The organism is Haloarcula marina, from assembly GCF_024218775.1.
Lineage (GTDB): Archaea > Halobacteriota > Halobacteria > Halobacteriales > Haloarculaceae > Haloarcula > Haloarcula marina.
In genome coordinates, this window is the sequence record NZ_CP100404.1 from 2896015 (window position 1) to 2920306 (window position 24292).

General features: G+C 65.7%; 28 protein-coding genes and 1 pseudogene. 13 read left to right on the plus strand and 16 right to left on the minus strand.

The annotated features are described in order from the left end of the window. Positions 1 to 9 precede the first annotated feature (9 nt). On the plus strand, positions 10 to 651 hold the full coding sequence (locus tag NJQ44_RS15400; protein ID WP_254272218.1) for a hypothetical protein: 642 nt from the start codon (positions 10 to 12) through the stop codon (positions 649 to 651). Positions 652 to 772: 121 nt separating this feature from the next. Here NJQ44_RS15400 and NJQ44_RS15405 read toward each other — a convergent pair whose 3' ends face one another. Next, positions 773 to 1408 (minus strand): RAD55 family ATPase, encoded by a 636-nt coding sequence (locus tag NJQ44_RS15405; RefSeq protein ID WP_254272219.1) that lies wholly within the window; start codon positions 1406 to 1408, stop codon positions 773 to 775. Positions 1409 to 1539: 131 nt separating this feature from the next. Further along, complete coding sequence (locus NJQ44_RS15410) at positions 1540 to 2529, minus strand: formyltetrahydrofolate deformylase (protein ID WP_254272220.1); 990 nt, start codon at positions 2527 to 2529, stop codon at positions 1540 to 1542. Between the two features lie 145 nt (positions 2530 to 2674). On the opposite strand from NJQ44_RS15410, the gene NJQ44_RS15415 reads away from it, so the two are divergent. The 4 genes from NJQ44_RS15415 (at position 2675) to NJQ44_RS15430 (ending at position 4879) form a co-directional block, all read left to right on the plus strand. Then, positions 2675 to 3328, plus strand: a complete 654-nt coding sequence (locus tag NJQ44_RS15415) for a DUF7504 family protein (RefSeq protein WP_254272221.1) — start codon at positions 2675 to 2677, stop codon at positions 3326 to 3328. A gap of 38 nt (positions 3329 to 3366) precedes the next feature. Next, positions 3367 to 3621 carry a phosphoribosylformylglycinamidine synthase subunit PurS gene (gene purS, locus NJQ44_RS15420; RefSeq protein ID WP_254272222.1) on the plus strand — a complete coding sequence of 85 codons (255 nt, stop codon included), beginning with the start codon at positions 3367 to 3369 and terminating at the stop codon, positions 3619 to 3621. Next, positions 3618 to 4292 carry a phosphoribosylformylglycinamidine synthase I gene (purQ, locus tag NJQ44_RS15425; protein ID WP_254272223.1) on the plus strand — a complete coding sequence of 225 codons (675 nt, stop codon included), beginning with the start codon at positions 3618 to 3620 and terminating at the stop codon, positions 4290 to 4292. Before purS ends, purQ begins: the two co-directional genes overlap by 4 nt. A 284-nt stretch (positions 4293 to 4576) precedes the next feature. Continuing rightward, complete coding sequence (locus tag NJQ44_RS15430; RefSeq protein WP_254272224.1) at positions 4577 to 4879, plus strand: DUF7967 family protein; 303 nt, start codon at positions 4577 to 4579, stop codon at positions 4877 to 4879. Between the two features lies 1 nt (position 4880). Here the strand turns inward: NJQ44_RS15430 and NJQ44_RS15435 are convergent, their stop codons facing one another. Genes NJQ44_RS15435 through NJQ44_RS15455 form a run of 5 tightly spaced genes read right to left on the minus strand, consistent with a single transcriptional unit; the run spans position 4881 to position 9477 of the window. Then, entirely contained in the window at positions 4881 to 5498 is a 618-nt protein-coding gene (locus NJQ44_RS15435) for a class I SAM-dependent methyltransferase (RefSeq protein ID WP_254272225.1), read from the minus strand. 50 nt (positions 5499 to 5548) lie between these two features. Next, on the minus strand, positions 5549 to 6625 hold the full coding sequence (locus tag NJQ44_RS15440) for an archaeosine biosynthesis radical SAM protein RaSEA (RefSeq protein ID WP_254272226.1): 1077 nt from the start codon (positions 6623 to 6625) through the stop codon (positions 5549 to 5551). Between the two features lie 56 nt (positions 6626 to 6681). Next, a complete protein-coding gene (locus tag NJQ44_RS15445) occupies positions 6682 to 8067 on the minus strand; it encodes an outer membrane protein assembly factor BamB family protein (protein WP_254272227.1) in 1386 nt (461 codons plus the stop codon). A gap of 41 nt (positions 8068 to 8108) precedes the next feature. Further along, complete coding sequence (locus tag NJQ44_RS15450) at positions 8109 to 8498, minus strand: VanZ family protein (protein WP_254272228.1); 390 nt, start codon at positions 8496 to 8498, stop codon at positions 8109 to 8111. 46 nt (positions 8499 to 8544) lie between these two features. Continuing rightward, entirely contained in the window at positions 8545 to 9477 is a 933-nt protein-coding gene (locus NJQ44_RS15455; protein ID WP_254272229.1) for a hypothetical protein, read from the minus strand. Positions 9478 to 9620: 143 nt separating this feature from the next. Between NJQ44_RS15455 and NJQ44_RS15460 the strand changes: the two genes are divergently transcribed. Then, complete coding sequence (locus NJQ44_RS15460) at positions 9621 to 9911, plus strand: antibiotic biosynthesis monooxygenase (RefSeq protein ID WP_254272230.1); 291 nt, start codon at positions 9621 to 9623, stop codon at positions 9909 to 9911. A 102-nt stretch (positions 9912 to 10013) separates the two neighbouring features. Here the strand turns inward: NJQ44_RS15460 and arcS are convergent, their stop codons facing one another. Further along, the gene (arcS, locus tag NJQ44_RS15465) at positions 10014 to 11801 is read right to left on the minus strand and encodes an archaeosine synthase subunit alpha (RefSeq protein ID WP_254272231.1); all 1788 of its coding nucleotides are present in this window, start codon (positions 11799 to 11801) and stop codon (positions 10014 to 10016) included. An 86-nt stretch (positions 11802 to 11887) separates the two neighbouring features. Between arcS and NJQ44_RS15470 the strand changes: the two genes are divergently transcribed. Further along, complete coding sequence (locus NJQ44_RS15470) at positions 11888 to 12136, plus strand: hypothetical protein (RefSeq protein WP_254272232.1); 249 nt, start codon at positions 11888 to 11890, stop codon at positions 12134 to 12136. A gap of 48 nt (positions 12137 to 12184) precedes the next feature. Continuing rightward, on the plus strand, positions 12185 to 12556 hold the full coding sequence (locus NJQ44_RS15475) for a CBS domain-containing protein (RefSeq protein ID WP_254272233.1): 372 nt from the start codon (positions 12185 to 12187) through the stop codon (positions 12554 to 12556). On the opposite strand, the gene NJQ44_RS15480 is transcribed toward NJQ44_RS15475, so the two are convergent. The 4 genes from NJQ44_RS15480 to NJQ44_RS15495 all read right to left on the minus strand — a co-directional run bounded on the left by NJQ44_RS15480 (position 12548) and on the right by NJQ44_RS15495 (position 15884). Further along, entirely contained in the window at positions 12548 to 13171 is a 624-nt protein-coding gene (locus NJQ44_RS15480; protein ID WP_254272234.1) for a class I SAM-dependent methyltransferase, read from the minus strand. The two genes, NJQ44_RS15475 and NJQ44_RS15480, sit on opposite strands and share 9 nt — an antisense overlap. Positions 13172 to 13361: 190 nt before the next feature. After that, entirely contained in the window at positions 13362 to 13640 is a 279-nt protein-coding gene (locus NJQ44_RS15485; RefSeq protein WP_254272235.1) for a hypothetical protein, read from the minus strand. A 180-nt stretch (positions 13641 to 13820) separates the two neighbouring features. After that, positions 13821 to 15293 carry a tRNA guanosine(15) transglycosylase TgtA gene (gene tgtA, locus NJQ44_RS15490; protein ID WP_254272236.1) on the minus strand — a complete coding sequence of 491 codons (1473 nt, stop codon included), beginning with the start codon at positions 15291 to 15293 and terminating at the stop codon, positions 13821 to 13823. 45 nt (positions 15294 to 15338) lie between these two features. Next, entirely contained in the window at positions 15339 to 15884 is a 546-nt protein-coding gene (locus NJQ44_RS15495; RefSeq protein ID WP_254272237.1) for an NUDIX hydrolase, read from the minus strand. 84 nt (positions 15885 to 15968) lie between these two features. On the opposite strand from NJQ44_RS15495, the gene NJQ44_RS19500 reads away from it, so the two are divergent. Further along, on the plus strand, positions 15969 to 16094 hold the full coding sequence (locus NJQ44_RS19500) for a hypothetical protein (RefSeq protein WP_256557177.1): 126 nt from the start codon (positions 15969 to 15971) through the stop codon (positions 16092 to 16094). Positions 16095 to 16368: 274 nt separating this feature from the next. On the opposite strand, the gene NJQ44_RS15500 is transcribed toward NJQ44_RS19500, so the two are convergent. The 3 genes from NJQ44_RS15500 to trmY all read right to left on the minus strand — a co-directional run bounded on the left by NJQ44_RS15500 (position 16369) and on the right by trmY (position 19620). After that, complete coding sequence (locus NJQ44_RS15500) at positions 16369 to 18447, minus strand: hypothetical protein (protein ID WP_254272238.1); 2079 nt, start codon at positions 18445 to 18447, stop codon at positions 16369 to 16371. A gap of 97 nt (positions 18448 to 18544) precedes the next feature. Next, positions 18545 to 18985 carry a VanZ family protein gene (locus NJQ44_RS15505; protein ID WP_254272239.1) on the minus strand — a complete coding sequence of 147 codons (441 nt, stop codon included), beginning with the start codon at positions 18983 to 18985 and terminating at the stop codon, positions 18545 to 18547. A gap of 38 nt (positions 18986 to 19023) precedes the next feature. Beyond that, entirely contained in the window at positions 19024 to 19620 is a 597-nt protein-coding gene (gene trmY / locus NJQ44_RS15510; protein ID WP_254272240.1) for a tRNA (pseudouridine(54)-N(1))-methyltransferase TrmY, read from the minus strand. A gap of 8 nt (positions 19621 to 19628) precedes the next feature. On the opposite strand from trmY, the gene NJQ44_RS15515 reads away from it, so the two are divergent. The 3 genes from NJQ44_RS15515 (at position 19629) to NJQ44_RS15525 (ending at position 21306) form a co-directional block, all read left to right on the plus strand. Beyond that, positions 19629 to 19802: a hypothetical protein gene (locus NJQ44_RS15515; RefSeq protein ID WP_254272241.1), complete on the plus strand. Its 174-nt coding sequence runs from the start codon at positions 19629 to 19631 to the stop codon at positions 19800 to 19802. Positions 19803 to 19805: 3 nt separating this feature from the next. After that, a complete protein-coding gene (locus NJQ44_RS15520; RefSeq protein WP_254272242.1) occupies positions 19806 to 20126 on the plus strand; it encodes a polysaccharide deacetylase family protein in 321 nt (106 codons plus the stop codon). Between the two features lie 73 nt (positions 20127 to 20199). Next, a complete protein-coding gene (locus NJQ44_RS15525) occupies positions 20200 to 21306 on the plus strand; it encodes a glycosyltransferase (protein WP_254272243.1) in 1107 nt (368 codons plus the stop codon). A 553-nt stretch (positions 21307 to 21859) separates the two neighbouring features. Here NJQ44_RS15525 and NJQ44_RS15530 read toward each other — a convergent pair. After that, a pseudogene (locus NJQ44_RS15530) lies at positions 21860 to 22598 on the minus strand (IS5 family transposase). A gap of 432 nt (positions 22599 to 23030) precedes the next feature. On the opposite strand from NJQ44_RS15530, the gene NJQ44_RS15535 reads away from it, so the two are divergent. Then, positions 23031 to 24047 carry a glycosyltransferase family 39 protein gene (locus NJQ44_RS15535; protein WP_254272244.1) on the plus strand — a complete coding sequence of 339 codons (1017 nt, stop codon included), beginning with the start codon at positions 23031 to 23033 and terminating at the stop codon, positions 24045 to 24047. Positions 24048 to 24292: the final 245 nt, after the last annotated feature.

Here is a 24292-nt window from a genome sequence, read left to right on the forward strand (position 1 = left end):
CCTGTCCGCATGACGTATTCCCGACGCGAGCTGCTGGGGCTGTTGGCCCTCGGCGCACTGGCAGGATGTGCGGGTAGCGAACCAGACCGTGGTGGGGACGCGACCGCCACCCAAACCGAACCGGAGAGTGGGGGCAGCCTCCCGGGGGAGAGCGGTGACGACAGCGGCGAGACGAGCCTCGCCGGGTCGTGTGCGAGCGCGTTCGGCGATACGATGCAGCGCTACGACGTCGGCGACCGCGAGATGGTCGCGACGTTCTCCTATCCGATGGGCGGAGAGGTTACGCTCGAGCAGGACGACGCCGTCGCTCACGGAACCGTCATCGCGTACGGTGAGGGTGACCTCTCGCCGCTGCACAGCATCACCGTCTTCGAACGCGGCCCGACCGGCGAACCGCTCGATGCGACCGAGGCCTACGAGTTCGACGACCAGTCCGAGAGCGGCACGATCACGACGTACGGCGGACAGGAACGGCCGGTCGTGATTCGTCGGCGTGACGACCCGGCGGTCAGCTACATCTTCCACGCCGACGGACCCGACGGGGTCTACGTGTTCGACGTGACGACCGCCGCGGACGAGGCAGCGGGCTGTCTGGAGACCTACGAGTCGGTCACCAGGCGTGTCGCAGAGTCGTTCGAGCCGCTGGCGTGACCGTCGACGGCGCGGATTGCTGGCCGACGGCGGTACTGTGGCGACTCCAGCTAACGGACGTCTGCTCAGTATTCAGCATGCCGTTCGGCCGATTCGAGAAGCGGTCGACAGCGCCGCCGATTCAGATATCGCGGCTCGTGTCCACGTGAATTTCGTCGGTGAGTTCCAGCCGAATCCCGTCGGTGAGCGCGGGGCCACATCGGAACTTCGGAACCGACAGCCAGTTACCCACGTCGTCTTCGTCGAGATTCGTCTGCAGGCGTAAGACCACGTCTGCCATGTACGTCGTCCGGTCGCGCTTTTCGGGAACGTCGCCGCCGTTCAGGCAGTGCAGGACGGCGATGCTGTCGGTCTCGACCAGGCGTTTACGGAGCGTGACGAGGAACTCCCGGACCGACGCCGAGTCGGCCCGCTCGATGCAGTCCATCGGGTCGACCACGACGACCGATCGGTGCGGCAGGTCGGTGAGGTACTGCCGGGCGTCGGTAACCGGGTCCTCGCGGTCGATTGGACGCACGTCGGTCTGTGAGAGGTCCATGCGACGGGTGCTGTCGAGTGCGCGCTCGACGGCGAACGCCGTTCGCTCGGCGGTCAGATACAGCGTCTGACCCTCCGAGGCGAGCGAGTACAACAGTAGCTCCGATTGACTGGCCGGTGACGCGGTGAGCGCGACGACGCTGCCGCCGGGAATCCCACCACCGAGTTTCCGGTCCAGCGGGGAGAGTCCGGTCCGATGGCGCTGGATGGTCTGTGACACGGTGGTAACCTGTGACTATTGCCAAATTGTAATGAATCGTCTATCGGTTTCGAATCGAGGGGTAGGAGCCTCATAATCCGGTGTAATCGGGTTATTCCGAGAGGATAACGCCTCGCTACCCGGCCGAGGGGTCAGTCGTCGGCTTCCGCCTCGGGTTCCGGGTCGTCACCGGCGACGAACTCGCCGAGGCCGTCGATGGGTCGGTCGGGGTTCTCCTCGTCGAGGGCCACCGGCGCGCCCAACTGCGCGTCCGTCTCTTCGGGGTCGCGGAGTTTCGTCCGCCCGCGGTGGACGGTCACCTCGTCCGAGAGGTGGAGTTTGATGGCCTCAATGAGCGCCTCGGCCTCGAGCGGTTGGCCGAGTGCCTGCAGTTCCTCTTCCGTGGCGTCGTCGGGGACGTTGAACGCTCGCTGGGTGATGATGGGGCCTTGGTCTAAGTCGGTCGTCACGTAGTGGGCCGTGACACCGGCGATGCGGACGCCCTCCTCGATGGCCTGCATGTACGCCGAGGCGCCGGGGAAAGCGGGCAGGAGACTCGGGTGGACGTTGATGATACGGCTCTCGTAGCGGAAGACCACGTCCGGCGAGAGGATGCGCATGTAGCGGGCCAGCGCGATGAGGTCGGCGTCGTACTCCGCGAGCAGTTCCAGCAGTTCTTCCTCGTCGGGCGTGCCCTTCTCGTCGCCGATGTTGTGGAAGGGCACGTCGTACTTCTCGGCCAGCGGTTGGAGGTCGTTGTGGTTGCCGATGACCACCTCGATGTCCGCGCCGAGGTCACCGTTGGCCCACGACTCGAACAGCGCTTCGAGACAGTGGGACTCCTTGGTGACGAGAACGGCGATGGACTGCGTCTCGCGGTCGGCGGGGAACCGCACCTGCAGGTCGACGCCCAGTTCGTCGCCGAGTTCGGTGAGGTCCTCGCGGAGTTTCTCCTCCGTCGTCACCATCTCGGCGGTGTCGACGTGCATAGTCATCCGGAAGACTCCCTCGCGGACCGCTTGGTCCAGGTCTTCGATGTTGATGCCGCGTTCGAACAGGAGCGAGGTGACTTCGGCGATGAGTCCGGTGTCGTCGTCGCCGACGACGGTAATCTCGGTGAGACTGCGCGTCACGGCCGACACCTCCGGACGGTACGGGTATTCATTGGGGATTCGTTCGGCGGGCGCGATGCAAAAGGCTTCGTTTTTCCACGGTGGGCGTCGCCATAGCTTTGAGGCTTCAGCCCGAGGGGGAGGACGTGAAACAGGCTCCGCGGACGTGGTCGCGATGACACAGCAGCACGCACCCGGCTACGAGTTCGAGGGCCTCCCCCTCGCACCCGTCGACGCCGGAACGAACCTCCTCGTGACCGGTCCGGCGCTGGCCGGGACCCGCGACCTGTTGCTTCGGCTCCTCCTCGGCGACGACGGCGTCATCATCGTCACCACCGACACCGGCGCACAGGAGACGCTCGCCGACTTCGAGCGCGTCGGCGGGAGTGCCGCGAGCGAACGCGTCCGTGTCGTCGACTGCGTCCAACAGAACGAGCGCCGCGACGAATTCGTCTCCGGCGTCAAGACACCCGCCGACCTGACCGGCATCGGCATCGAGTTCTCGAACCACTACGAGGAAGCGTACGCGCGCGGCTACGACGCGGTCAGAACCGCCATCTACACGCTGACGCCCCTCCTCGTCTACAGCGACGACCCGCGGGCCGTGTTCCGTTTCGTCAACACCGTCACGAGTCGGATTCGGACCGCCGACGGCCTCGGCGTCTGTGCCATCGACCCCGACGCCCACGGCGAACAGGTCGTCGGAAGCATCACCCAACCGTTCGACGCCCGCGTCGACGTGCGCAGCACCGACGAGGGCCTCGAACTCCGCGTGATGGGGTTACCGGACCAACCGAGCGAGTGGACGCCGGTGCCGCCGCTCGGATAACACAAGCGTTTTCTCCGCCGCCCGCCCGGCACTCAGTAATGACTGCCTTCACCGCCACCGTCACCGTCCGACTGAAGCGTGGCGTCCTCGACCCCGAGGCCGAGACCACCCAGCGCTCGCTCGAACGCCTCGGCTTCGAACTCGACGACCTGCGCTCTGCCGACCGGTTCGAAATCGACCTCGACGCCGAGACTGCCGACGACGCGGCCGAACGCGCCGAGGAGATGGCCGAACGCCTGCTGGCGAACCCGACCATCCACGACTACGACGTGGAGGTCGCCGAACGGGAATGATAGCCGTCATCCAATTCGGTGGGTCGAACTGCGACCGCGACTCCGTCCAGGCCCTCGAAACGCTCGGCTTCGACGCCGAACTCGTCTGGCACGAGGACGGTCTGCCAGAGAACGTCGACGGCATCATGCTCCCCGGCGGGTTCTCCTACGGCGACTACCTCCGGGCCGGGGCGATGGCCGCTCGCTCGCCCATCATGAACGAGGTCCGGGAGGCCGCCGCCGACGGGACGCCCGTGCTCGGCGTCTGCAACGGCGCGCAAATCGGCTGTGAGTCCGCGCTCACCCCCGGCGTGTTCACGACCAACGAGAGCGCCCGGTTCCAGTGCGAACACGTCCACCTCCGCGTCGAGAACGCCGACACGCCGTGGACCAGCCACTACGAGGCGGGCGAGGTCATCGAACTCCCCATCGCCCACGGCGAGGGCCGCTACGAGATTACCGACGACCGACTGGACGAACTCGAAGCGGACGGCCGCATCCTGTTCAAGTACTGCGACGAGAACGGCGAGGTCACCCCCGAGGCTAACCCCAACGGCTCGAAACACGCCGTCGCGGGCGTCACCGGCGAGGACGACCACGTCGCCGTGATGATGCCCCACCCCGAGCGCGCGTCGCTCGACGATTTGGGCCGAATCGACGGCCGTCCCGTTCTCGAAGGCTTCGCGGACTAACACCCCATCTGCGTTCCGACGCGGGTCAGGAGCGTCTGTCCCGCCGCCTCGACGGCCGTCTCTCCTCTGGTATCTGTCTTCTGTCAGCCGTCGCTCCGGCGGCGTGAAAGGGGATAGGAATGGAGCGGGGCCAGTGGAGCGTGTGACGTGTTCCGCGGCCCCTACGAGACACTCTATCGCCGATGGATAAAAGGGCAATCCTACCGGAGTGAAAGTGAAAGTGGTCGTCTCGGCCCGTGAGAATACCCACCACAGCCATGTAGGCGGCGGTCGTACTGTCACTCATGGAGACAGAAACCGGGGCGACTTCGGGCGAGGAGAGCGTTCGGGTCTGGTTGGTCGACCGCACCTACTCCGACGACGAGCAGAACCTCATCATCCTCACCTACGCGACGCCCGACGGGGAGCGCGACTTCCGCAAGGAACGGGCGCTGACCTCCTACACGGGCGACCACCGGGAGACGCCCGTCTCGATGACCGTCGACGCCGACAACCTCGGGCACGTCGCAGACGACGAGACGCGCGAGCGGTACGCTGGCGAAGTCGAACGGATGCGGGCGAAACACGACCGCGACGACGTGCTGTAGCCTACGGCGCTCGGAACACGCGGATGGTGTCCCTGTCGGTCGGTTCGCGAATCAACTGCGCCAGCCCTCGCTCGCCGAAGACGGTCTTCCAGTTCCGGTGGTACAGCGGGAACTCGTCGTCGACGTAGCTCACTTCCGTCTCGGCGCGGCCGCGGGTCGGGCCGTTGCCCTCGTTTTCGGCGGTGACGAGGAGGTCACCAGTGACGCGCGCGACTTCGTCGAACACCCACTCGTCGTCGGGGTGGATGTGCTGGAGCGTCTCGACGGTGTAGACCACGTCGAACGCGTCCGTCTCGAACTCCGGGAGAAAATCCTCGATGGGGCCGGTGTGGAAGGTGCCCGTCTCGGCGAGTCGCGGGTAGTGGTCGGCCATCACCTCGAAGGACTCCTCGTTGATGTCGATGCCGGTGAGGTTCTTATAGCCCGATTTCCGGAGGTGCGCGAGGTGTCGGCCCGACCCACAGCCGAGTTCGAGAATCGCCGCATCGGTGTGAACGTAGTGACCGAGCACGTCCGCGAGCGTCTCGCTGACCTCGTTCGGGCCGATTTCGGCGTAGTACTCGGGCGAGAACCGGCCGGAGCGTTCGGCCCAGTCCCGACGAACGTCGTCCGGGTCCATACAGAGGTGCAGGTCCCGGCGGGATTAAACGATTTCCGGACGACGCTCGCTCACCGCGCTAACGGCAGCGAGTAACTCCGCTCGCGGGCCACGACCGCGTCCCACGTCGCTTCACACGCACAGTCGACCTGTTCGAAGACGCTCGGGTCCTGTCGCAGGTCGAAGTCCTTGATGGCTCGCTGGACCCGGTCGTCGCAGTCGCCGCAGTTGTGCGGGCCGCGGTCGCTCCCGTGGCCGACGGGGTCCGAGACGACGATGACGTCCTCGTCGGCGGTCGATTCGAGCACCTCGGCGACCGACCAGAGCCACGGCGGGCGGTAGCCCCCGTCGTGGTACAGTTCCTCGACCATCGTGTAGCGCTGGACGTTACAGGGGTTCATCGAGACGGTGTGACAGCCCTCGACGGCCGCGCACTTTCTCACGGAGCGCTTCATGTCCTCGACGGCTTCCTTCTCGGAGAGGAAGACGGGCTTCATCAGGAGGTACGCCTTGATGCCCGCCCCGGCGGCTTTCGCGTCGGCGCAGGCGTCTTCGAAGTCCGCGAAGTCGAAGTACTTGTTCACGCAGTCGTGGCGCACCCGGTCGGTCGCCGTCTCCAAGCCGACCGCCACGTCCGTCTCCAGGCCCACGTCGACGAAGTCGGCGACGCGTTCCTCCTCGACGAAGTCCGGCAGGGACTCGACGACGATGCGTTCGCGGTCGGCGAACGTTTCGGCGATGGCCTGCCGGGTCTCTGCGGGGACCTCTCGCTCGTCGAGGAAACTGCCGGAGGTGTATATCTTGATGAGGCCGCTCTCCGCGTCTGCGTTCTCGGCTTCGTGGTCCAGACAGTGTCGAATCTGGGCCATCAGGTCCTCGTGGGCGACGCTCCCGCCGTCGACGCTCTCGGCGACGTAGCCGCACATCGTACACCCGCCCGCGCGGGCCCACCGACAGCCGCCGGTGTTCAGGATGATGGTCAGGCTCTGATAGACGCCGTCGGGCGTGTTGTCCTCGTCGAGCCAGACGCGGGTCGGCTCTCGGGGGTCGTACGTGTTGTCGTTGCGCGCTCGGATGTCGCGCATCACCGCGTTGTGGGCGTCCATGCCCTTGCCCTGCTCGTAGACGTCGGGACTGGGCTTGCTCATTACGCCGCCGTAGCCGACGGGCGCGTATATCGCCTTCGTTCGCCCGGACGCCGCGCTCACTCGGGCCGCTCGAAGGCGACCACACGGTCGCCGATGGCGGCGTAGGCCGTTTCGTCCACGCCCGCCACGTCGAAGACTGCGTCCGTCGGCCGATAGACGGCCATCGGGGACCCCGACTCCCCGTCGACGGCGTACAGACTCGTAAAGTCCGCGAGGTCCGGCGTGATGGCTTCCGCGACGACCATCTCGTCTGTCGCGCCCGCGGGCCACCCGTTGTTCGAGGGCGTCTCGTAGCGGAACCGACGGCCGCCGCCGGGAATCGAGAACGCGTCGACGGCGTTGGCCCGGACCGCCGCACGAGCGTACAGCGTCTCCCCGTCGGGGGCTAGTAGCGGCCATTGGCTGTAGCCGTCGACCTGCCAGCGAACGTCGCCGTCGGCGTCGTAGGCGACCGTTTCGTCGCCGAGTGCGTACAGGCGGTCCCCGACCGCGAGGAACTCCTCAACCGGCCGGGTATCGCGCCACCGCTCTTTGCCGTCGGAACCGAACGCACGGAGCGTCGACCCCTCGCCGTCCGCAGCGGCCACGACGACGCCGTCACCGACAGCGAGGACCGCACGCGGGTCGGTGGTCGAGGCGGACCACAGCGTGTGCCCTTCCGCGTCGAGGCCGGTCACCCGGTCACCCTCGCCGACCACGACCCGACTCGCGGCCGTCCCGCCGGCCGTGACGCCACGGAACTCACGGGTCCACCGGACCGAGCCGCTCGCGGCGTCAAGACCGTACACGGCCGTCGGCAGGGGTTCCTCGGGCGTGTCGTGAGTCGACTCGGGAACGAAGAACTCGCGTCCACCGGCGACGACGGTGTCGCCGATGACGCCGGCGACGGTCAGTTCCCGCTCGCGGCGGAACGACCAGCGGCGCTCGCCGGTCGCCGGGTCGAGCGCGTGGAGGGCCGTCCACGCGTAGTCGTCGGTGTTCCCGGTGACGACGTACAGCGTCCCGTCGCGGACGCCGACGCCCCACTTATCGCGTGCGTTCCCCTGTTCGAGGAACGAGGTGACGACGGCGTCGCCCTCGAACGCCGTCCGCCAACGGAGGCGTTCGGCCGCGTAGTCGACAGCCGCGATAGCCGAGCGCGACCCGTCGTCGCTGAGCGTCGCGTAGAGGTCCGTGCCGTCTCGCGTCAGCGCGAGAACGTGCCCGAACTCCGTTTCGAGGGTCCACGCGGGGGACCACTCCGCGAGAGAATCCTCGGTCGGCGCTTCGGTATCGGTCGGTCTATCGGTTTCGGGCGGTTCGGCCGCTGTTTCCGTCGCCGACCGTACCGTGCGGTCGGTGGTCGGAACCGCGGTAACCGGGTCCGTTTCGCCGTCGACACATCCGGCGAGGGCCGCGAGAGCCGAGCCGGCGGCGGCGACGAACTGTCTGCGGGAGGGCATAGAGGCGCTTCGGACACCGGCACAAAGGGCCTGCCGGAGGCTCAGTCGTCGTTTGAGCGACCGACCGTCAGCCACGCGACGCCGACGAGAACCGCCCCGACGGCGTTCGCGAGGAAGTCCGCGCCGCTCGTCGACCGCGAGGCGACGAGGCCCTGCAACACCTCGACGCCCGCTCCGTAGGTGACGGCGACACCGACGAAGAGGGCGACGGCGGCGACGGAGCGCGTCCGCCGACCCCACGCCAGTAAGCCGGTGAGCAGGCCGTAGCTCCCGGCGTGGACCCACTTGTCCAGCGACACGCCGAGGAGTGCGGGGACGGCGGTACTCCCGCTCTCCGGGACCGGAATCAGCGACGTGCAGAGGACGAGGGCGGCAAAGGCTATCGCGGGCCGGTATCCGCGCGGGACCCGGTGGGTCGTTCCCGTGGCCATACGCGGAGTACCGTCTCACGGCCGATAAGCCGCGCGGTCCACGCCGTCAGACCACGCCCAACACGCCGGCCAGCGCACGCAGGCCGACGGCGACGCCGACGAGTCCGGCGAGGCCGTACATCGCCGCCCGGTTCCGGTACCGGGTTGCGGCCGTCGACAGCGACCCGACGGCGACGTGGCCCGCGTCGACGGTGAGGCCGTCGTCCGTCCGTCTCGCCGTCCCCGCGACAGCCACGAGGTCGCCGGGCGCGGCGACGGACTCCTCGTAGCGACGGGACTTGTCTCGGTGGTCGCGCTCGACTTTGGGCGCGGGATTCGGGAAGTCCTCGCCCGGACGCTCGTCCGCGTCAAGCGCGAGTGTCCGCGTGTTCCCGAGGTCCACCGTCGCGTCGGCGGGGTCGACCCACACCGGCCCGCTCCCGTCGTCGACGGCGAAGGGAACCCCGCCGACGCCGCCATCCCGGACGACCCACTGCTCGCCGCCCCGACTCAGGCCCTCGATGCCGTGCGGGTCTCGCACCTCGACTTCCCACGCCCAACAGCAGGCCGCGCGGTCGGTCACCGGCGCGGTCCCCGCAGTCTCGTCGGTCACCGTCCCGGTGCAGGCCACCCGGCCCGGCGAGAGACGCCCCGTCGGAACGTCGTCGTCGGGGTGGAGGCGACGCCAGCGACCGGCGAGGGTCCGACTGCTCGCGAGGGCGACCAGTCCGAGGACCAGCGGGACGGCGGCCCCGACGACGAGCATCCCGAGGCCGCGAACGTCCGTCTCGGGGTCGAAGACCGCCACGTCGCCGAGAACCCCCATCGAGACGACGACGGCGAGGGCGGCGACGGTGACGCCAGCCACGTCGCGGGCGGTGAGTTCGAGCGGAAGCGCGTTCACCGGCATCGCGGCCGCCTCGTAGTAGGCGTACGCGGCCGCGAAACAGACGACCATCGCGGCGACGACGAGGAGATACAGCGTGAGCGCTCCGGCCATCGGTTTCGGTAGCCGACGCCGGGCAAAAAAGATGGGTGGCGAGTGGGCCGTCCGACGCGTGTGTTTATCTGTCGCAAAAATAGCAGTAAGCGGCAATATCAGCTCTTGGGCTCGTCCGTCGTATCGACTACTAGGTGAACCCAATGGCGTACATGCACGTGAAAGCGACCGTGGACGACGTCGACGAGTGGCGGGCCGACTTCGAGGGGTATCACTCTCGCCGGGCCGAATACGGCGGGCAGCGGTATCAGCTCTTTCAGTCCACCGATAGCCCGAACGATATCGTCGTCCTCATCGAGTTCGACGAGGAAGCGAACGCTCGCGCCTGGAACGACTATCTCGTCGACGAAGGCGAGTTGACCGAGCCCCAGATGCGCGACGTCGAAATCTCGTATCTCGACCTGACAGACCAGAAGACGCTCTCTCCGGTCTGAACTCACTCGGCCGGTTTTCTCACTCCCGTCGGATTCGCGCACCCGCGGAGCGGTCGATTCGGCCCGTCGACTCGTAACTGACCCGAGAGCGCCGCGTCCCGCCTACCGCTCGTCGACGTGGCGCATCTGGACTGCGATGCCCCGCGTCGAGGAGCGCATCTCCGGACCGCTCATCTCCGCGCGGCCCACGCCGAAGGCGGCGTCGCCCCGCACGACCACCTCGTCGCCGACGCGGATGTCGTCGCTGGCGTCCGTGATACCGGGCGCGAGCACCGACCCGTGGGGGACGAACGGTTCGATGTCGACTGTCTTGGTGGGCACGTCGCTCTCGACCCAGCGGCGCGCGCCCGCGTTGGTCAGCGAGAGGACACCGTACTGCTGGGCGAGGGCGGCGAGTTGCTCGCCGTCGGCGTCGTCGGCCCGTAACTGCGGGTACCGACCCTGCGTGCCGATGTCCGGGAACATCTCGTCGCCCGCACCCGCCCCGAACTGGTAGTCGGCGATGGCGCGGATAGTGTTGTGCTCACGGGTGGACTTCCGGTAGGTGTCCCATCCCTCTAGTTCGGCGGCGAGATTGCCCAGCGAATCGGCCGTCGTCGGGTGGTCGCGGACGGTGTAGGTGAAGTCCATATCGAGCGACTCGGCGACGTTCTCGCAGATGTCCCGGTAGCCCTCGCCGGGGACGTGGGCGATGACCTCGGGGTAGTCGGCGTCTTCGAGGTAGCGTTCGAGCACCCGTGAGACGAACTCGATTTCGTTGGCCGTCCACCGGCCGGTCACGACGGAGTCGTAGTGCTGGGCGGGGTAGGTGAGTTCGAGTTCCTGCGGGACGACGCCGATGGGCGAGGTCATCGAGACGACGTGGGCGCGCCACTGGATGGCGTCGTGGTACTGTTTGTGGCTCTGGGAGTCGCTGTAGGGTTTCCGAGCGGAGCAGGGGACGATGACCAGCGGCCGGTCGTCGAACCGGGGCACGTAGCGCTCGGTGACGCGTTCGGCGAAGCGCTGAATCTCGACGCGGCGGATGGCGTCCTCACTCGCGGCGGCTATCTGCGCGCGGCGGATGAGCGGTGTGCGCTCCTCCATGTAGCCGTACTGCTGGTCGAGTCGGCGGAACGTCGCGGTGAGCCAGTTGTCCTGTCGGGCCTGCCCTTCGATGTAGTCGCGCAGGCGGCCGTCGCGGATGCGGCGGCGGACCCGTCGGAGTTCCGCCGCCAGCGCGTTGACGTTGTGTTCGACGCAGTCCTCCCGAGAGAACTCCTCGCGCGGGACCTGACACGCCGGACACGAGCAGGGGAGTTCGTCCAAGTCTTCGAGGAAGTACGCCTCGTCGGTCGTCAGGTACCGACCCTCGGTGCCGCGAATCACGGCCCGGTGGGGGTCGACGAGGTCCACGCCCGCGTAGACGAGCGTCGCGACGTTCCGGGGCGTGGCGACGCCCGGCAGATACAGGGCGGTGTCGGCGGGGACGGCCGCCCGAACGGTCGTCACGGCGTCGACGAACGCGGCGGCGTGGCCGACGTACCCCGGCGCGCCCGCGAGGACGGTCACGTCGGCGGCGTGGTCGGTGGCGGTGTCCGGCGAGACGACGGCCCCGCTGGGAAAGTCCACGTCGGCGGGCGCGTCGGCGAACGCCTCGGCGACTTCGTCGGGCGTCCCCGCGGGAAGCCCGCGGTGGGGGAGAATCGTCACCGCCGAATCGTCCCCCGCAGGTGCCTCGCGCTCTCGGGGCCACAGACTCCCCGCGTCGTCGAGGAGACGATGCACGTCTCCGGGCGTATCGGCGTCCACGTCGTCGACAAGCGCCGGCGTCGTGACGGACTCGGCGAGGCGCAACTCGCCAAGTCGCGCGGCCCCGTCGCGCTCGTGGACCTCGAAATAGTCGGTCATGCAGTAGCGTCGTCGGTGGGGAGTGAACTATCTTGCTCTTCGACCGAGACGGCCGGACTTTTCGGCGTCGAACCGCTACGACGCGTATGGCCGGGTCGCGAACCCTGACGGCGCTGGTCGGTCTCGCGGTGAGCGTCGCCATCACCGTCGCGCTGTGGTGGTACTTCGACACCCTGCTCGTCTTCCTGTTTCTCCCGTTCGTCCCCATCCTCTTTCGGGGCTTTGGCGGCGACGACTCGCCGGTGGCACAGGAGTGTCCGCACTGTGGCTTCCAGTCGACCGTCGAGGCCTACGACTACTGCCCGCGAGACGGGAGCCGTCTCGAGCCGAAATAGTTGCGACGAGGCGAAAAGCAATATCCCCCGCGGCCGAGTAATGTGGGTATGACCAACGACCAAACGCTCGTCGAAGACATCATGACGACGCCGCTCGTGACGATACGGCCCGACGCCTCCATCGTCGAGGCGGCGGCGACAATGCGCGATAAGGACATCAGCGCGCTGCTCGTGACCACCGCCCCGGCATCGATTATCACCAGCACGGACATCCTCGATGCCGTCGCGAAGGAGCAGAACACCGCCGAACTGGTCGTCTCGGACCTGATGACCGAGTCCGTCGAAACCGTCCCGCCGGACCTCCCGCTGGGCGAGACGGCGGCGATGATGACCAACTTCGGCATCAACCACCTCCCCGTGGTCGACGACGACTACGTCGGGATGGTCTCCTCCTCGGACATCACGAAGCAGTTACACTGACGGCGCCTGCCGGTCCGCGACGAGGACGCCGACCTGTTCGGACACCATCTCGACGGCCGTGACGGCGTACCCGGCGTCGGTAAAGGCGTCGACGAGGACGCCGACCGTCGCCGGGTCGTCGACTTCGGGGCTGTAGAAAGGGTCCTCGGGGTTCGGTTCGCCAAAGAACATCACGTCACCGAGGACGATGCGCCGGGGTTCCAGTCCGGCGAGGGCGTCGATGGCCTCGCGCTTCTCCTCGTCGCCCAGGTGATGCATCGCGAAGTTCGAGGTGACGACATCCACGTCGACGCCTTCGGGGACCTGCGGGTCGCGGAACCGTCCCTCGCCGACGGAGACGTTCTCGACGCCGCGCGCTCTGGCTTTCTCCCGCGCTTCGTCGAGCATCCCCTCGCTGATGTCCCGACCGATGACCTCGCGGGCGGCGTCGGCGACGCCGAAGGCGATAGCACCCGTCCCGGTTCCCACGTCGAGGACCACCTCGTCCTCGCGCGGGTCGGCGTGGGCGACGACGAAGTCCGCACAGGCCCGGTACTCCGGCGAGTCTTGGCTCTCGTCGTAGTCGGCGGCGTGGTCCGAAAATCGGTCGGCGTGTTCGTCGAGTGATTTCTTCATACCCGAGGTTACTGCCGGTGCGGTGAAAGGCACCACGGACTCGGACGGCATCACCGAGAATGGGGTGGGACGGAGGGCGAGGGGGAGAGACGGACGAGTCAGGGACGGGGTGAAGGGTGCGTGGGGAGGGGCCACGCGACGGCCGGGACGATACCGACCGCGCGTGTGGGAGCGTCAGCGGGACGAGACGCTAGTTACCGGGGGCGCCGCTCGCGGCCTCGCTCGCGCCGCGACCGTGGGCCGCCGCGTCGGCACCTTCGGCCGCCTCACCGCCGCCCGGTGTCAGGCCGCTAATCGTCTCGCCGAGTCCGTCCGTGGCCTCGCTGGCCCGCGACCCGACTTCGCCCAGGATGTCCCCGACGAAGTCGGGAACCTGTGCGGGCAGGTCTGCGGGCGGCCCGGCCTGCATGGCCGTCTGCGCCGCGTCGGTCGTGAGCGTTACCATCGTGACGGGGTCTGCTTCGAACATCGCATCTCGGCCTTCCGGCGAGAGGGATAAAGTGGGGGGCGGCGCTGAAGCCGATTTCGGGCCGATTTAACGCCGTTTAAGCCGGTTGAAAACCAACTAAATCGGGTTTCGAGGCCATCTACCCCGAGATGCCGGGACGAGCGCGAATAGCCGCGTGCCGCCGCGCGCGAGGCCGACGGGCTACTCCCGCGCGTGCAGGTCCCGCAAGTCGACGGTCTCGGGAACCCGGTCGAGGGCCGACGCGGGCCAGTCGTCGTGGACCAGCGTGAACGCCACGTCGGGGTGACAGTCGACGAGGCGGGCCACGCCGTCGGCGGCCGCCTCGTAGGCGTCGCGGTGCAGTCGGTCCGGTACCTCGGCGGTGAGCGGGTACGTGTCGCCGAGTTCGCGCGGATACGGGCCGAAGGGCGGCCGGACGCCCCACGTCTCGTCGTAGCGGTCGTTGGACCCGCCCTCGGTCAGCAAGACGGTGTCACCGGTAATCTCGAAGCGGTCGAGACGCGACTGGTGGCGCAGGATTTCGGGGCGGCGCGCGCTCTCGGCGGAGGTGTGGAAGAAGGCGTCCTTCGAGACGCGGTCGGTCCGTTCGAGTTGCTCGGCGTGGTCCAACAGCGCCCGGTAGCCGTCGGTCATCGCCGGGTGGCCCCGGGCGCGCACCTCGACCAGTTCGAGGAGGTTCCCGCCGCGGATGGCCTGCCTGACGCGGCGAATTTCGCCGTAGGTGACGTAGAGATTGTGCCGGGCCAGCAAGTCCTCGCGGGCGTCCTCGCCCATCGTGCGGAGTTCCGACGGCGTATGCTCGGTACAGACCGGACACTCACACGGGAAGTAGTCGAGGTCGTCGAGCAGTTCCGTCCCGCGGACGGTGAGATAGCGGTCGTCGCGGGCGTACAGCGCGTACGCGGCGGAGTCGAACAGGTCACACCCCAGCGCCGCCGCCATCGCGAACATCATCGGGTGGCCCGCGCCGAACAGGTGGACCGGCCCCGCCTCGCCGAGGCCGCGTTTACACGCGCTGACGACGTTTGCGAGGTCGGCGTAGCGGTACTCGTTCATCAGGGGGACGACTGCGCCGAGGGGGAACACGTCCAGTCCCGTCGCCTTCGCGTGTGCCCCCGCCTGCTCGCGGAGGTCCGGATACGTCGACCCCTGCACCGGCGCGGTGACCAGCATCTCGCCGGTGTCGACGCCCGCGGCGATTTCGAGGCGCTCCTGTGTGGTCGCGAGTTCGTCTTCTGCCTGCGAGCGGTCCACGTCCGGCGGTGTCGGGATGTCGACGGGCGTCCCGATGTCCGACCCGATGTCGTGCTGGAACTGCAGAATCTCCTCGGTGGTCACGGATATCTCGCCGTACTCGGCGAGTTGGAACGACCCCGAGTCGGTCATGATGGCCCCTTCGAAGTCCAGCAGGTCGTGCAGGCCCCGTTCGAGGGCTGGTTCGCGCAGGTCCTCTGAACCGTGGAGGATGTAGCTGTTCGTGATGAGTATCTCCGCGCCGAACTCGGATTCGAGCGCCGAGGGGTCGACCGTCTGGACGTGCGGGTTGACCACCGGGAGGATGGTCGGCGTCTCGACGGTGACGCCGGCCCGGGGGACGTCCAGTTCGCCCAGTCGGCCCGCGGCGTCGTAGGCACGGACCTCGAAGTTCGTCATTGTCCGTGGTGGGCGGGGGGTGCGCCTAAGGGTTGTGTTCCGGGACTAGCGCTCGAACAGCGCGTAGTACATGATGCCGACGACGGAGCGTCCGTCGCGGACCTCCCCCGACCGAACGTCCGCGAGGAGGTCGTCGAACGTCGTCGTCTCGACGCGGATGGACTCGTTGAAGTCCAGTTCCTGCGTCGCCGACGGTTCACACCCCTCCGCGAGGAAGTAGTGGAACACCGAGTCGGCGTACCCGTTCGCGGGTTCCGCCGTGTAGAGATGCCGGACCTCCTCGGCCTCGTAGCCCGTCTCCTCGCGGAGTTCCCGGTCCACGGCGGCCGCCGGGTCGTCGTCCTCGGCCTCCATACTCCCGGCGGGCAGCCCCCGATTGACGCGCTTGACCGCCTGTCGCCACTCCTCGATGACGACCACCTCGCCGTCGGCGGTGACTGGCAGGACGACCACGCTGTCGCCCTCTCGCAGGAAGTCGAAATCCGTCTCCGTGCCGTCGGGCAGGCGCACGTCCTCGTGGACAACGTCGAACCCCGGACACGTGTAGGCGATTTCGGCGTCGAGCGTCTCCCAGTCGAGGTCCTCGGACATGGACGGGAGTCTGAGACCGACCGACGTAGCGGTGACGATTCCACCACAAGATTGACCCGTCGAGGGGGCGGACTTGTTGACTCGATGAGAGTATCCAGTATCGTCATACTGGCCGGTGCGGTCCTGTTCGTCCTCCCGGTTCCCGGCACGTTCGTCGCCGGTGCACTCGCGCTGTTGCTCGGTGCGGTCGCTCGGTGGCTGGGCGCGTAGCGCGTCTCGATACCGCCGCCGGAAGTCCGGACTCTCCGGACCCGACGGTTATACTGCCGTCACTCGCCGCTCTGTCGTGTCTCCGACAGCCCTGCGAGACGCGCTCGTAGAGCGCCTCCCCGAGTTCTGGTCCGGCCTCGGCCTGTCGCCGTGACAGACGCGTAAGCGGGCGACCGAATACTCACGACGACGCCGTGGCCCGGTGTCGCGTGCGGGTGTCTGGCCGTCCTCGCGGCGGCCGCGGCCTACCGTCGGTAACGCGGCAGACCCGCGCTCACAGTTTCTCCGACGCGCGGGCCTGCTCGGTGCGCCGGGTGGCCTGTTCGAGGCGGTTGCGCGCCGCGTTCGAGAGCGGGTCGGGTAAGTCGTCGCTGGCCTCGCTCAGTCGCGTCGCGACGCGCTGGAGTCGCTCGGCGACCGCTTCGAGTTGCCGGTCGGCGTTCCCGCGGTCACCGGCCCGCGCTCGTTCGGACGCCCGAGTCGCGGCCTCACCCACGGCTTCGAGCGCCTGTGCGAGGCCGCGGACGGAACTCGTTCGGCCGCCGTCATCATCGTCGCTGTCGTCGCTGTCGTCGACCGTCGCCGCGACTGCCGCTCGCGTCTCCTCGGCGATGTCCGCGAGGAACGTCGCCAGCGACGCCTTGCCCGTGTTCGGTTCGGCGATGCGGACCGACTCCTCCGCCGCCGGGTCCGGGTTCACCCGGAACGCCCCGACGGCGTCCTCTGCGTCCCGGACCTCCGTGGTGTAGGCTCCGCCCGAGTGGACGTACACCGCGTCCGGCCCCGACAGCGGCGCGTCGTACAGTCGCCCCGCGAAGTCGTCCTCGACGGCGAGGGCGGTCAGGTCGCTGTCGGCCTCTGCCGGGTCCAGTTCCAGTTTCCGGGCGTTCTCGCGGGCGACCAGCGGAATATCGCCGTCGACGCCCGCAACCGTCGGCCCGCCGTCGGCGCTGACCGACACCGTTTCGCTGTGCGGGGCGGTCCCCGCGCGGTTGACCGTCAGGCGATGCTCGCCGGCGGGCACGTCCTGTACCGCCGCGATGCCGCCGAACGTCGGCACCGCCTCGGGGTCGCTCTCCAGTAGCGTGACCGCTTCGACGGTCGATTGCTCGGTCGTCAGCCCCTCGTCTTCTGGCGCGTCGTCGGTCGTCACCGCTTCGGAGACGGTGGCGACGATAGTGTTGACCGCCGCGGCCTCGCCGATGGCGTCGTAGCGTTCGGCCAGCGCCGCCCGATGGTTCGGTTCGGTGATGTCCGCCGCCGGGTTCTGGTAGCGCGGTTGCCCCCACGGCGCGCCCGTCGTCGTGATGTGGCCCGCGATGGCGTCCTCGCCGAACTTCGGCACCGCGAACTCGAAACTCAACTGCGGGCCGGTGAAGTCGGTGATGGACTCGATTTCGGCCGTCGGGACGAGCGAGTACTGAATGTCGGCGTCGTCGCTCCCCTCCCGGTCCTCGTAGTCGAACACCAGTCCCGTCGTCCGTCCCGGCAGGTCCGACGGCGGCGACGTGAGCGAGTCGAACGACCGCACCGTCAGGTCGTCGCTGACGAGCGAGGACTGTTCGACCGACGGCAGGTCGGAGTGCTCGTACAGCGGCGCACCCTCGTACTCCGGGACGACGTAGGGTAATCGCCCGCCCTCGTCCCGAGGCAGGCCGTACGCCAGCGGGATGGTCGCCACGTCCTCTATCGTCCGGATGGCGCTGTTGGTGATGTCCGCGAGGTCCGTGTCGGTCGGCAACCGCTGGAACCGGTCGGCCTGGTCGTTGATGGAGAGGGCACTGGAGTGCGACCCGAGTTCCGAAAGGATGCGCGGCACGCGTTCGGGGTCCGGGTCCAGAAACTCGTTGTTGGGGACTTTCCGGGAGTGCGAACTGGCGACGTAGAGCTGTGGCTCCCCCGAGTCCGTATCCACGAAGACGTGCAGCACCTCCCAGTCGTGCCAGTGGAAGTTCGTCGTGAACTGGTCGAACGCCGAGTACAGCCAGTACTGGACGACGGCGAGCGGCGAGTCCGCGTACTCGACGACGTGGTAGAACACCGTCGGGTCCGGCGGCGTCTCGCCGGTGAATCGCTCGTGGTACCCGTCGAAGGCGTCGAATCCGTCGACGATTGTCTCGCCGTCGCGTTGACTGGTGTAAGGCCGCGGGTCCGTCGGGAACCACGGTTCGTTCTCGTCGAAGTACAGGGTGGGCGCGAACCGGGCGGCGAGTTCGCTCGCGCGGTCACCCTCGACTTCGGTGGCCGGGCCGTCCTCGCCGCCCTCGAAGAACGAACACCCGGCGAGCGAGGCTGCCGCGGCACCCGCGAGGGAGGCGAGGACGGTCCGGCGGTCGAGCGTCCGGTCCGTCACCGTTCACCGCCCCCGACCCGTCGACGAGCCTGGTAGCGACGCCACTGGTCCATAGCCCCGTCTGGGAAGCACGGGCAAAGTGTCTTCTGGGACCCGTTCACGAGGAGTGAGTGACGGCATCGGGAAGCCACGCTCGAACCGGGCGGAACTCGACGTGTCGCCGGAGGAGGAACCACGGCGACACCAGCACCGCCCCGAGGGCGTTCGCGTACGCGTCACCGAGCGAGAAATACCGACTGGGGAGGAACGACTGGCCGAACTCGATACCGATGCCGTACAGCGCCACGCCCGCGAGCAAGAGGCCGACCCAGCGCAAGCGGCCGTCTCGGTCGGCAGTCGCGTACACCACCGTCGCGGCGAGCGTCGCGTAGGCAACGAAGTGCCGCCACTTGTCCAGCGGGAGTAATTCGGGCTTCGCCGTGTCGACTACGGTCTCAGGTGGTACAGTGAGAATAGATGCGTAGAAGATGAACGCACCGACGGCGGCGACGGCCCCCCAGCGGAGCCAGCGAGGCAAGAGCGGGAGACGAACTGACATGGGTGTTCGGTTGTCGAACCCTATATCTAAACCCTGCGCTAGTACGTCGTGAACCCCTCGGTGTCGAGGTAGTTGTGCGCGACGGTGATGGCGTGGTCGGCGTGGAGCGCCTTCGGCCCCAGCGAGACGCGTTCTTCGGCCGCCTCGGCGAGCAGAGACGCCTCGCGTTCAGTGAAGTCGTGGTGGTCCGAGAGGACGAACACCGGGTCCGTCGGCGTCTCGACGTCGACGACGGGGTCCCCGTCCTCGTGGAGTTGCACGACCGTCCCCTCGCGGGCGACGGCGTCGAGCGTCCCCTCGAATCCGCGCCGGGTGAGCGAGACCCCCGGCGACGTTTCGACCGGGATGTGCCCGATGGCCTCCTCGCGCTCTTCGAGTGCGTTGCGGACGAGCGCCGCCGTCGACCGCTCGTCGGGATTCAGGCGGCGGAGGTCGCTTCCCTCGAAGGAGACCGTGTACTCGTCGGCGAGGACGAGGTGGGCGCGCACGTCCTCGCGGATGGCGTGACTCAGGAAGAACGCGCTGTTGACACAGCGACAGAGGACGTCTAAGCGACCGGCCGCCCCGGCGAGGTCGTCTAACGAGAAGTCGGGTGTCGTGGGTGCGTCGTGACCGACGACGACGAACTGGCGCATATTCGGTGGTGACGACGGGGTGGGTTAGGTGTGTCGAGTCGAACCGGAAACAGACTGGGATCATCAACAAACATCGGACCGCGTTCGCCAGTCCGGACCGGTACCTCGACGCCAGCGAACAGGTCAACGACTTCAACAACATTAACGAGTGGGACGTCAAGAACGGGTCGCTCTACGTCTAAACAATGGACCTCTACAGCGGCACCCACTCTGCGCGACTCTCGCTGCAGACCGGCACTGGCGGGAGTCTTGAGGTCGGCCGGGAGTTCGACGACGACTTCGACCTCTCGGACCGAGCCCTATCGCTGGACCAACTCCGCGACCTGCAGGACGTCGGATGGGGAATCGGGATCCACACGGTCGACCGTGAACGGTTTATGGACCTCAACACCGACGCGGTCCGCTCGCAAATCGGCGGCGCGAAGGAGTTGCTGCTTGAACGCGGGATCGAGAACGGCGCGAGCACGTTCGTCTATCCGTGGAGCAGCAACGACCCACGAATGTGAGCCATCGTCAGCGAGAATTGAGTTATGCGAACGGTTATCCGACAGATTGGCGTATGTGAAGCGAACCACTCCTATGCGCATCCTGCAGGTGAACAAGCTCTATCATCCGGCCATCGGTGGGGTTGAACACGCCGTGAAGCAACTCGCGGATGGCTTCCACAGCCGAGGTTACGATGTGTGTGTCCTAGCTGGAACAGACCGCGTTCAAGGCACCAGAGAGCGCGTTGACGGTGTCCCTGTTCGTCGCATTGGGACCATCGGGACCGTCCTCTCAACCCCACTCGCCCCGACGTTCCCTAGCTCGCTCGCCGACGCAGCTGCTAACGCCGATGTTGTCCACTACCACCTTCCAAATCCGCTGGCGGTGGTGAGCCACCTTCTCGTCCGCCCCGACGCGCCGACGATAGTTACCTATCACAGCGACATCGTCCGCCAGGCCCGGGCGCTCCGGCTCTACCGCCCGCTGCTGGAGCGGGTTCTCGCCGATGTCAACCACATCATCACTACCTCCCCCCGCTTGCGGAACAACTCAACTTTGCTGGCCCCACACGTCGGGAAGACGAGCGTCGTCCCACTAGGTATCGACCCCGAGGTGCGCGACGCCGATCCCGTCACGGACCCGCGGATAGAGGGGCGTCCCGTCGTGCTGTTCGTCGGCCGGCTGACCTACTACAAGGGCGTTGAGTACCTCGTGCGGGCGGCGGCGCAGGTTGAGGACGCCGTCTTCGTCGTTGTCGGCGAGGGTGACCGGCGCAGGGAACTCGAAGCGCTGGCCGACTCGCTGGGGGTCGCCGACCGCGTGGTCTTCCCCGGCTACGTCCCGGACGACGACCTCGACCGGTGGTATGCCGCCGCCGACGTGTTCGCGCTCCCGTCCGTCGAACCGAGCGAGGCGTTCGGCATCGTCCAGCTGGAGGCTATGGCCCGCGGACTGCCGGTTGTCAATACCGACCTCCCGACGGGCGTTCCGTGGGTGAGCCGGGATGGCGAGACCGGATTGACAGTGCCGCCGCGGGACAGCGAGGATCTGGCCGATGCGCTCGCGACGCTCTTGGGCGACCCGCACCTGCGGGCGGAGTGCGGCGCCGCAGCGCGGCAGCGGGTCCGCGAGATGTTCACCCTAGAAGGGATGTTAGATGGAGTCATGGCAGTGTACGGGGACCTGAACATCGAAGGATAGAGAATGCATCGGTCGGCGCACTGGGCAGATCTACGCCGACGCAAACCACGGGAGCCCGGTTACCCGAATCCCGCACAGATTTATACTGACGGGACGCTGATGCTGTTCGTCCAAGGCGTTCCACCCAGCGGCGCCACAAGAAATAATCAGGTAGACAGATAGCATCTGAATAAGTTCTTATCTCCGATTACCCAGCAGATTCCGACGACGGTCGACGGGGTTTTTCAATAACCAGTCAACGATTTCCAGGGTCTAGTCGTCAATTTGGCAGACTCGATCACGCATCCCACCGACAAGGGACAGGGTCTAGGCTCGTATTTTCGGGGCACTGGAAAACGCTGCCTCCAGCGAGACGACCTGCCTCTGCTTTCGGGATCTCAACGACAGCGTAGCGCTCCGCCATATTACCGTCACTGGAACCAGTATCAGTGTCGTTGACAACCGCTGGCGTGGTCCCTACGACCTGACCACCGCAAGCCCGCCGGAGCGGTAAGGCAACCGAGTCGCAAAAGAGATCAAAGGGCTATGGTGACTCGCCATACGTAGCGTGATTTCACTGTTCCACTACCTGCTTGATGTTGTAAGCCGCAACCACCAGTACAAGTTCTCGGAATTCGCCGCATCAAGCTCGCGTAGCTACGGCGTCGCCGAGCACGCGCTTAATCGCCGAGAAGACGGCCTTACATATGCTCGCTAACGGTATCGAGGAGCCGTCAATCCGCACGTTGTGCGCATGATCGATGGGCTGGAACTCACGATGTTTGATCAACGGTCTAGCGTCTTCTTCGCGGAGTTTTTGCGTAAATCTATCCAATGATATCCTTTGTCGGCAGCGAGACTGGTGAGGTCGCCCGCGTTGCGGTGGGCGACCTGCCCACCGAGCTGTGTGTCGCCGCGTTTCTCAGTCGTACAGTGAACGTCCAGAATCGCGTCGCTTTCTGTGTCGACGAGAGCTGTTGGTTTGAGTGTCTGAACGCGGTACTTCATCCGACGACAGTAGTGCTTGCTCGCGTTTTCGCGGTCGAAAATTATCGCGTCATAGCAGCGTGACCGCTCGAGTCGTGCAGCTGCGCCGAGAGGAGCATCAACACTCGTCAGATTGATATCTTGATTCTGTCAAACCACTCCACTAGCGTCGAATGGTCTGGGAGATCAGCCGCTTTGAGGCAGAGTTACCTAAGTATTTCTGGCATTTCGCTCAGCATATCTAACGCGTCTCAGTAGGATTTTCCTAGGTAAACCCGAAGGCAGTACAGCGACTTCGCCTCGCTCACCACGGCATTTTTAGCCAACTGAACGACTTTGCTCGTGAAGTAAAATAATACCTACATATATCATCGGTGATTTCCCGCTTTAATTCTCTAGTTCTGACAGTAGAAGCCGATGCTATCCAGCGGTTCACCAGAGCCAATGAAAGTCAAAGCTGGAACTGGGATGTTTCGATAGAACTTTTCACCGGCCTAAATTTCAGGGACTGGCCACCCGCGGACTTTAACGGAACAAGGACCTCTCGTAATGACTAGAACGGCATCAATAAACCTTAATAACTTTGTCACCAACATGAAACCGTTAATCAAGTAGAAATGATAGTAGTAGGTTCCGTATTGGACTCTCGTGATATTCATGTGGGCAAGGGATTCTATGCTATTGTGAGTTTATTGTTATATTTTCTTCTCCGTATTCCGGTTCTGCTAAGTCCATTTCCTGCATGGTATCGGCGCGCTGTGCAGGAGAACATGCTTGAAGTGGCTCGTGACACTGCTGTCCATGGCCATCCGATTCCTGGTGGCCACGGCTCGTATTCATTTGCCGGCGCGAATTTACATGGTGTATTAGCCTGGTGGGTGCCGTTCTTCGGGTTGGAACCCTGGATAATTAGAGTAGTGACAGTTATCGGTGGCGCGGCCTCAATATACGTCTTCTACAAAATACTACGAAGACTCGGAGTGTCTATGTTAGGAAGTTACGCTGCCGCCACTATCATGATTCTAAATCCACAGCACATCTTGATGAGTGCTGTCGGAACGCCATACGTTATCGACCTCCTGTTCGGACTTCTTGGAATACTTATATACCTTCAATTCCTCGACACGGAGAACCGACGCGAACTGATTCTGAGTGCGATCAGTGTTGGAATAGGCACGCTGAATCATTTCTGGACGGGCATTGTTGCATTGCTGCTTGTACCGCACTATTCGTTGACTTCCGCTAGGTCATGGCAAGCGGCCTTCCGCTTGCTTTGTACCTATGCCGTCGCTATGCTGCCAGCACTGGCCCTCTTTTTGTATTATCAGACGTTACCGAGTGCCTCCGACTATAGTGGATACATGATCCAAAATTCCGCTGGCAAACTGATTAAACCGGAGTTCTACACGACATGGATAGAGTACGCTGGAATGTATGCTCCGTCCGTGCACCCACTATTTCTAGCAGGTATCGTCGCCCTAGGAATCGCATCAGGCTACGCTGGACCAGACTGGGCTGTGATGAAAGGATTGCTTGCAGCAGGCTTGGGCGTGTTGATTGTGTTCCCCGGCGGATTCCTGGTCCACGACTACTACCTCTGGCTTCTTGTTCCTGCAAGCGCCGGGATACTGGGCATCATCGTTGATCGAGAGCTTAGGACTGCCGGACCAGCTTCTCAGTGGTCTGCCCGCCGATGGGCGGTCGGTGCGCTCATGATGTATCTCACATTCAGGTCAATCAAGTCGCTATTGGGAATATTTGTCCTCACCGCCTAACCTGAAAACGCACCTACGATTGCAGTTTGGACGCTGGCAGGTGCACATTCCGATTATAGTTCACGACCGCGAGTTATTCATTCATGCTCAATAGTAACCATCGTAAAGTCGACCGGGATTATACGCAACGACGGCTATGGGTTGTCACGGCAATATCGGGTGTGGGAGTAGCAACTCCCCTTTTTGTCATTACCCCGATGAAACCAGACAGCTAGTACTGAAGACACTTTCCGGCCACAGGGTAG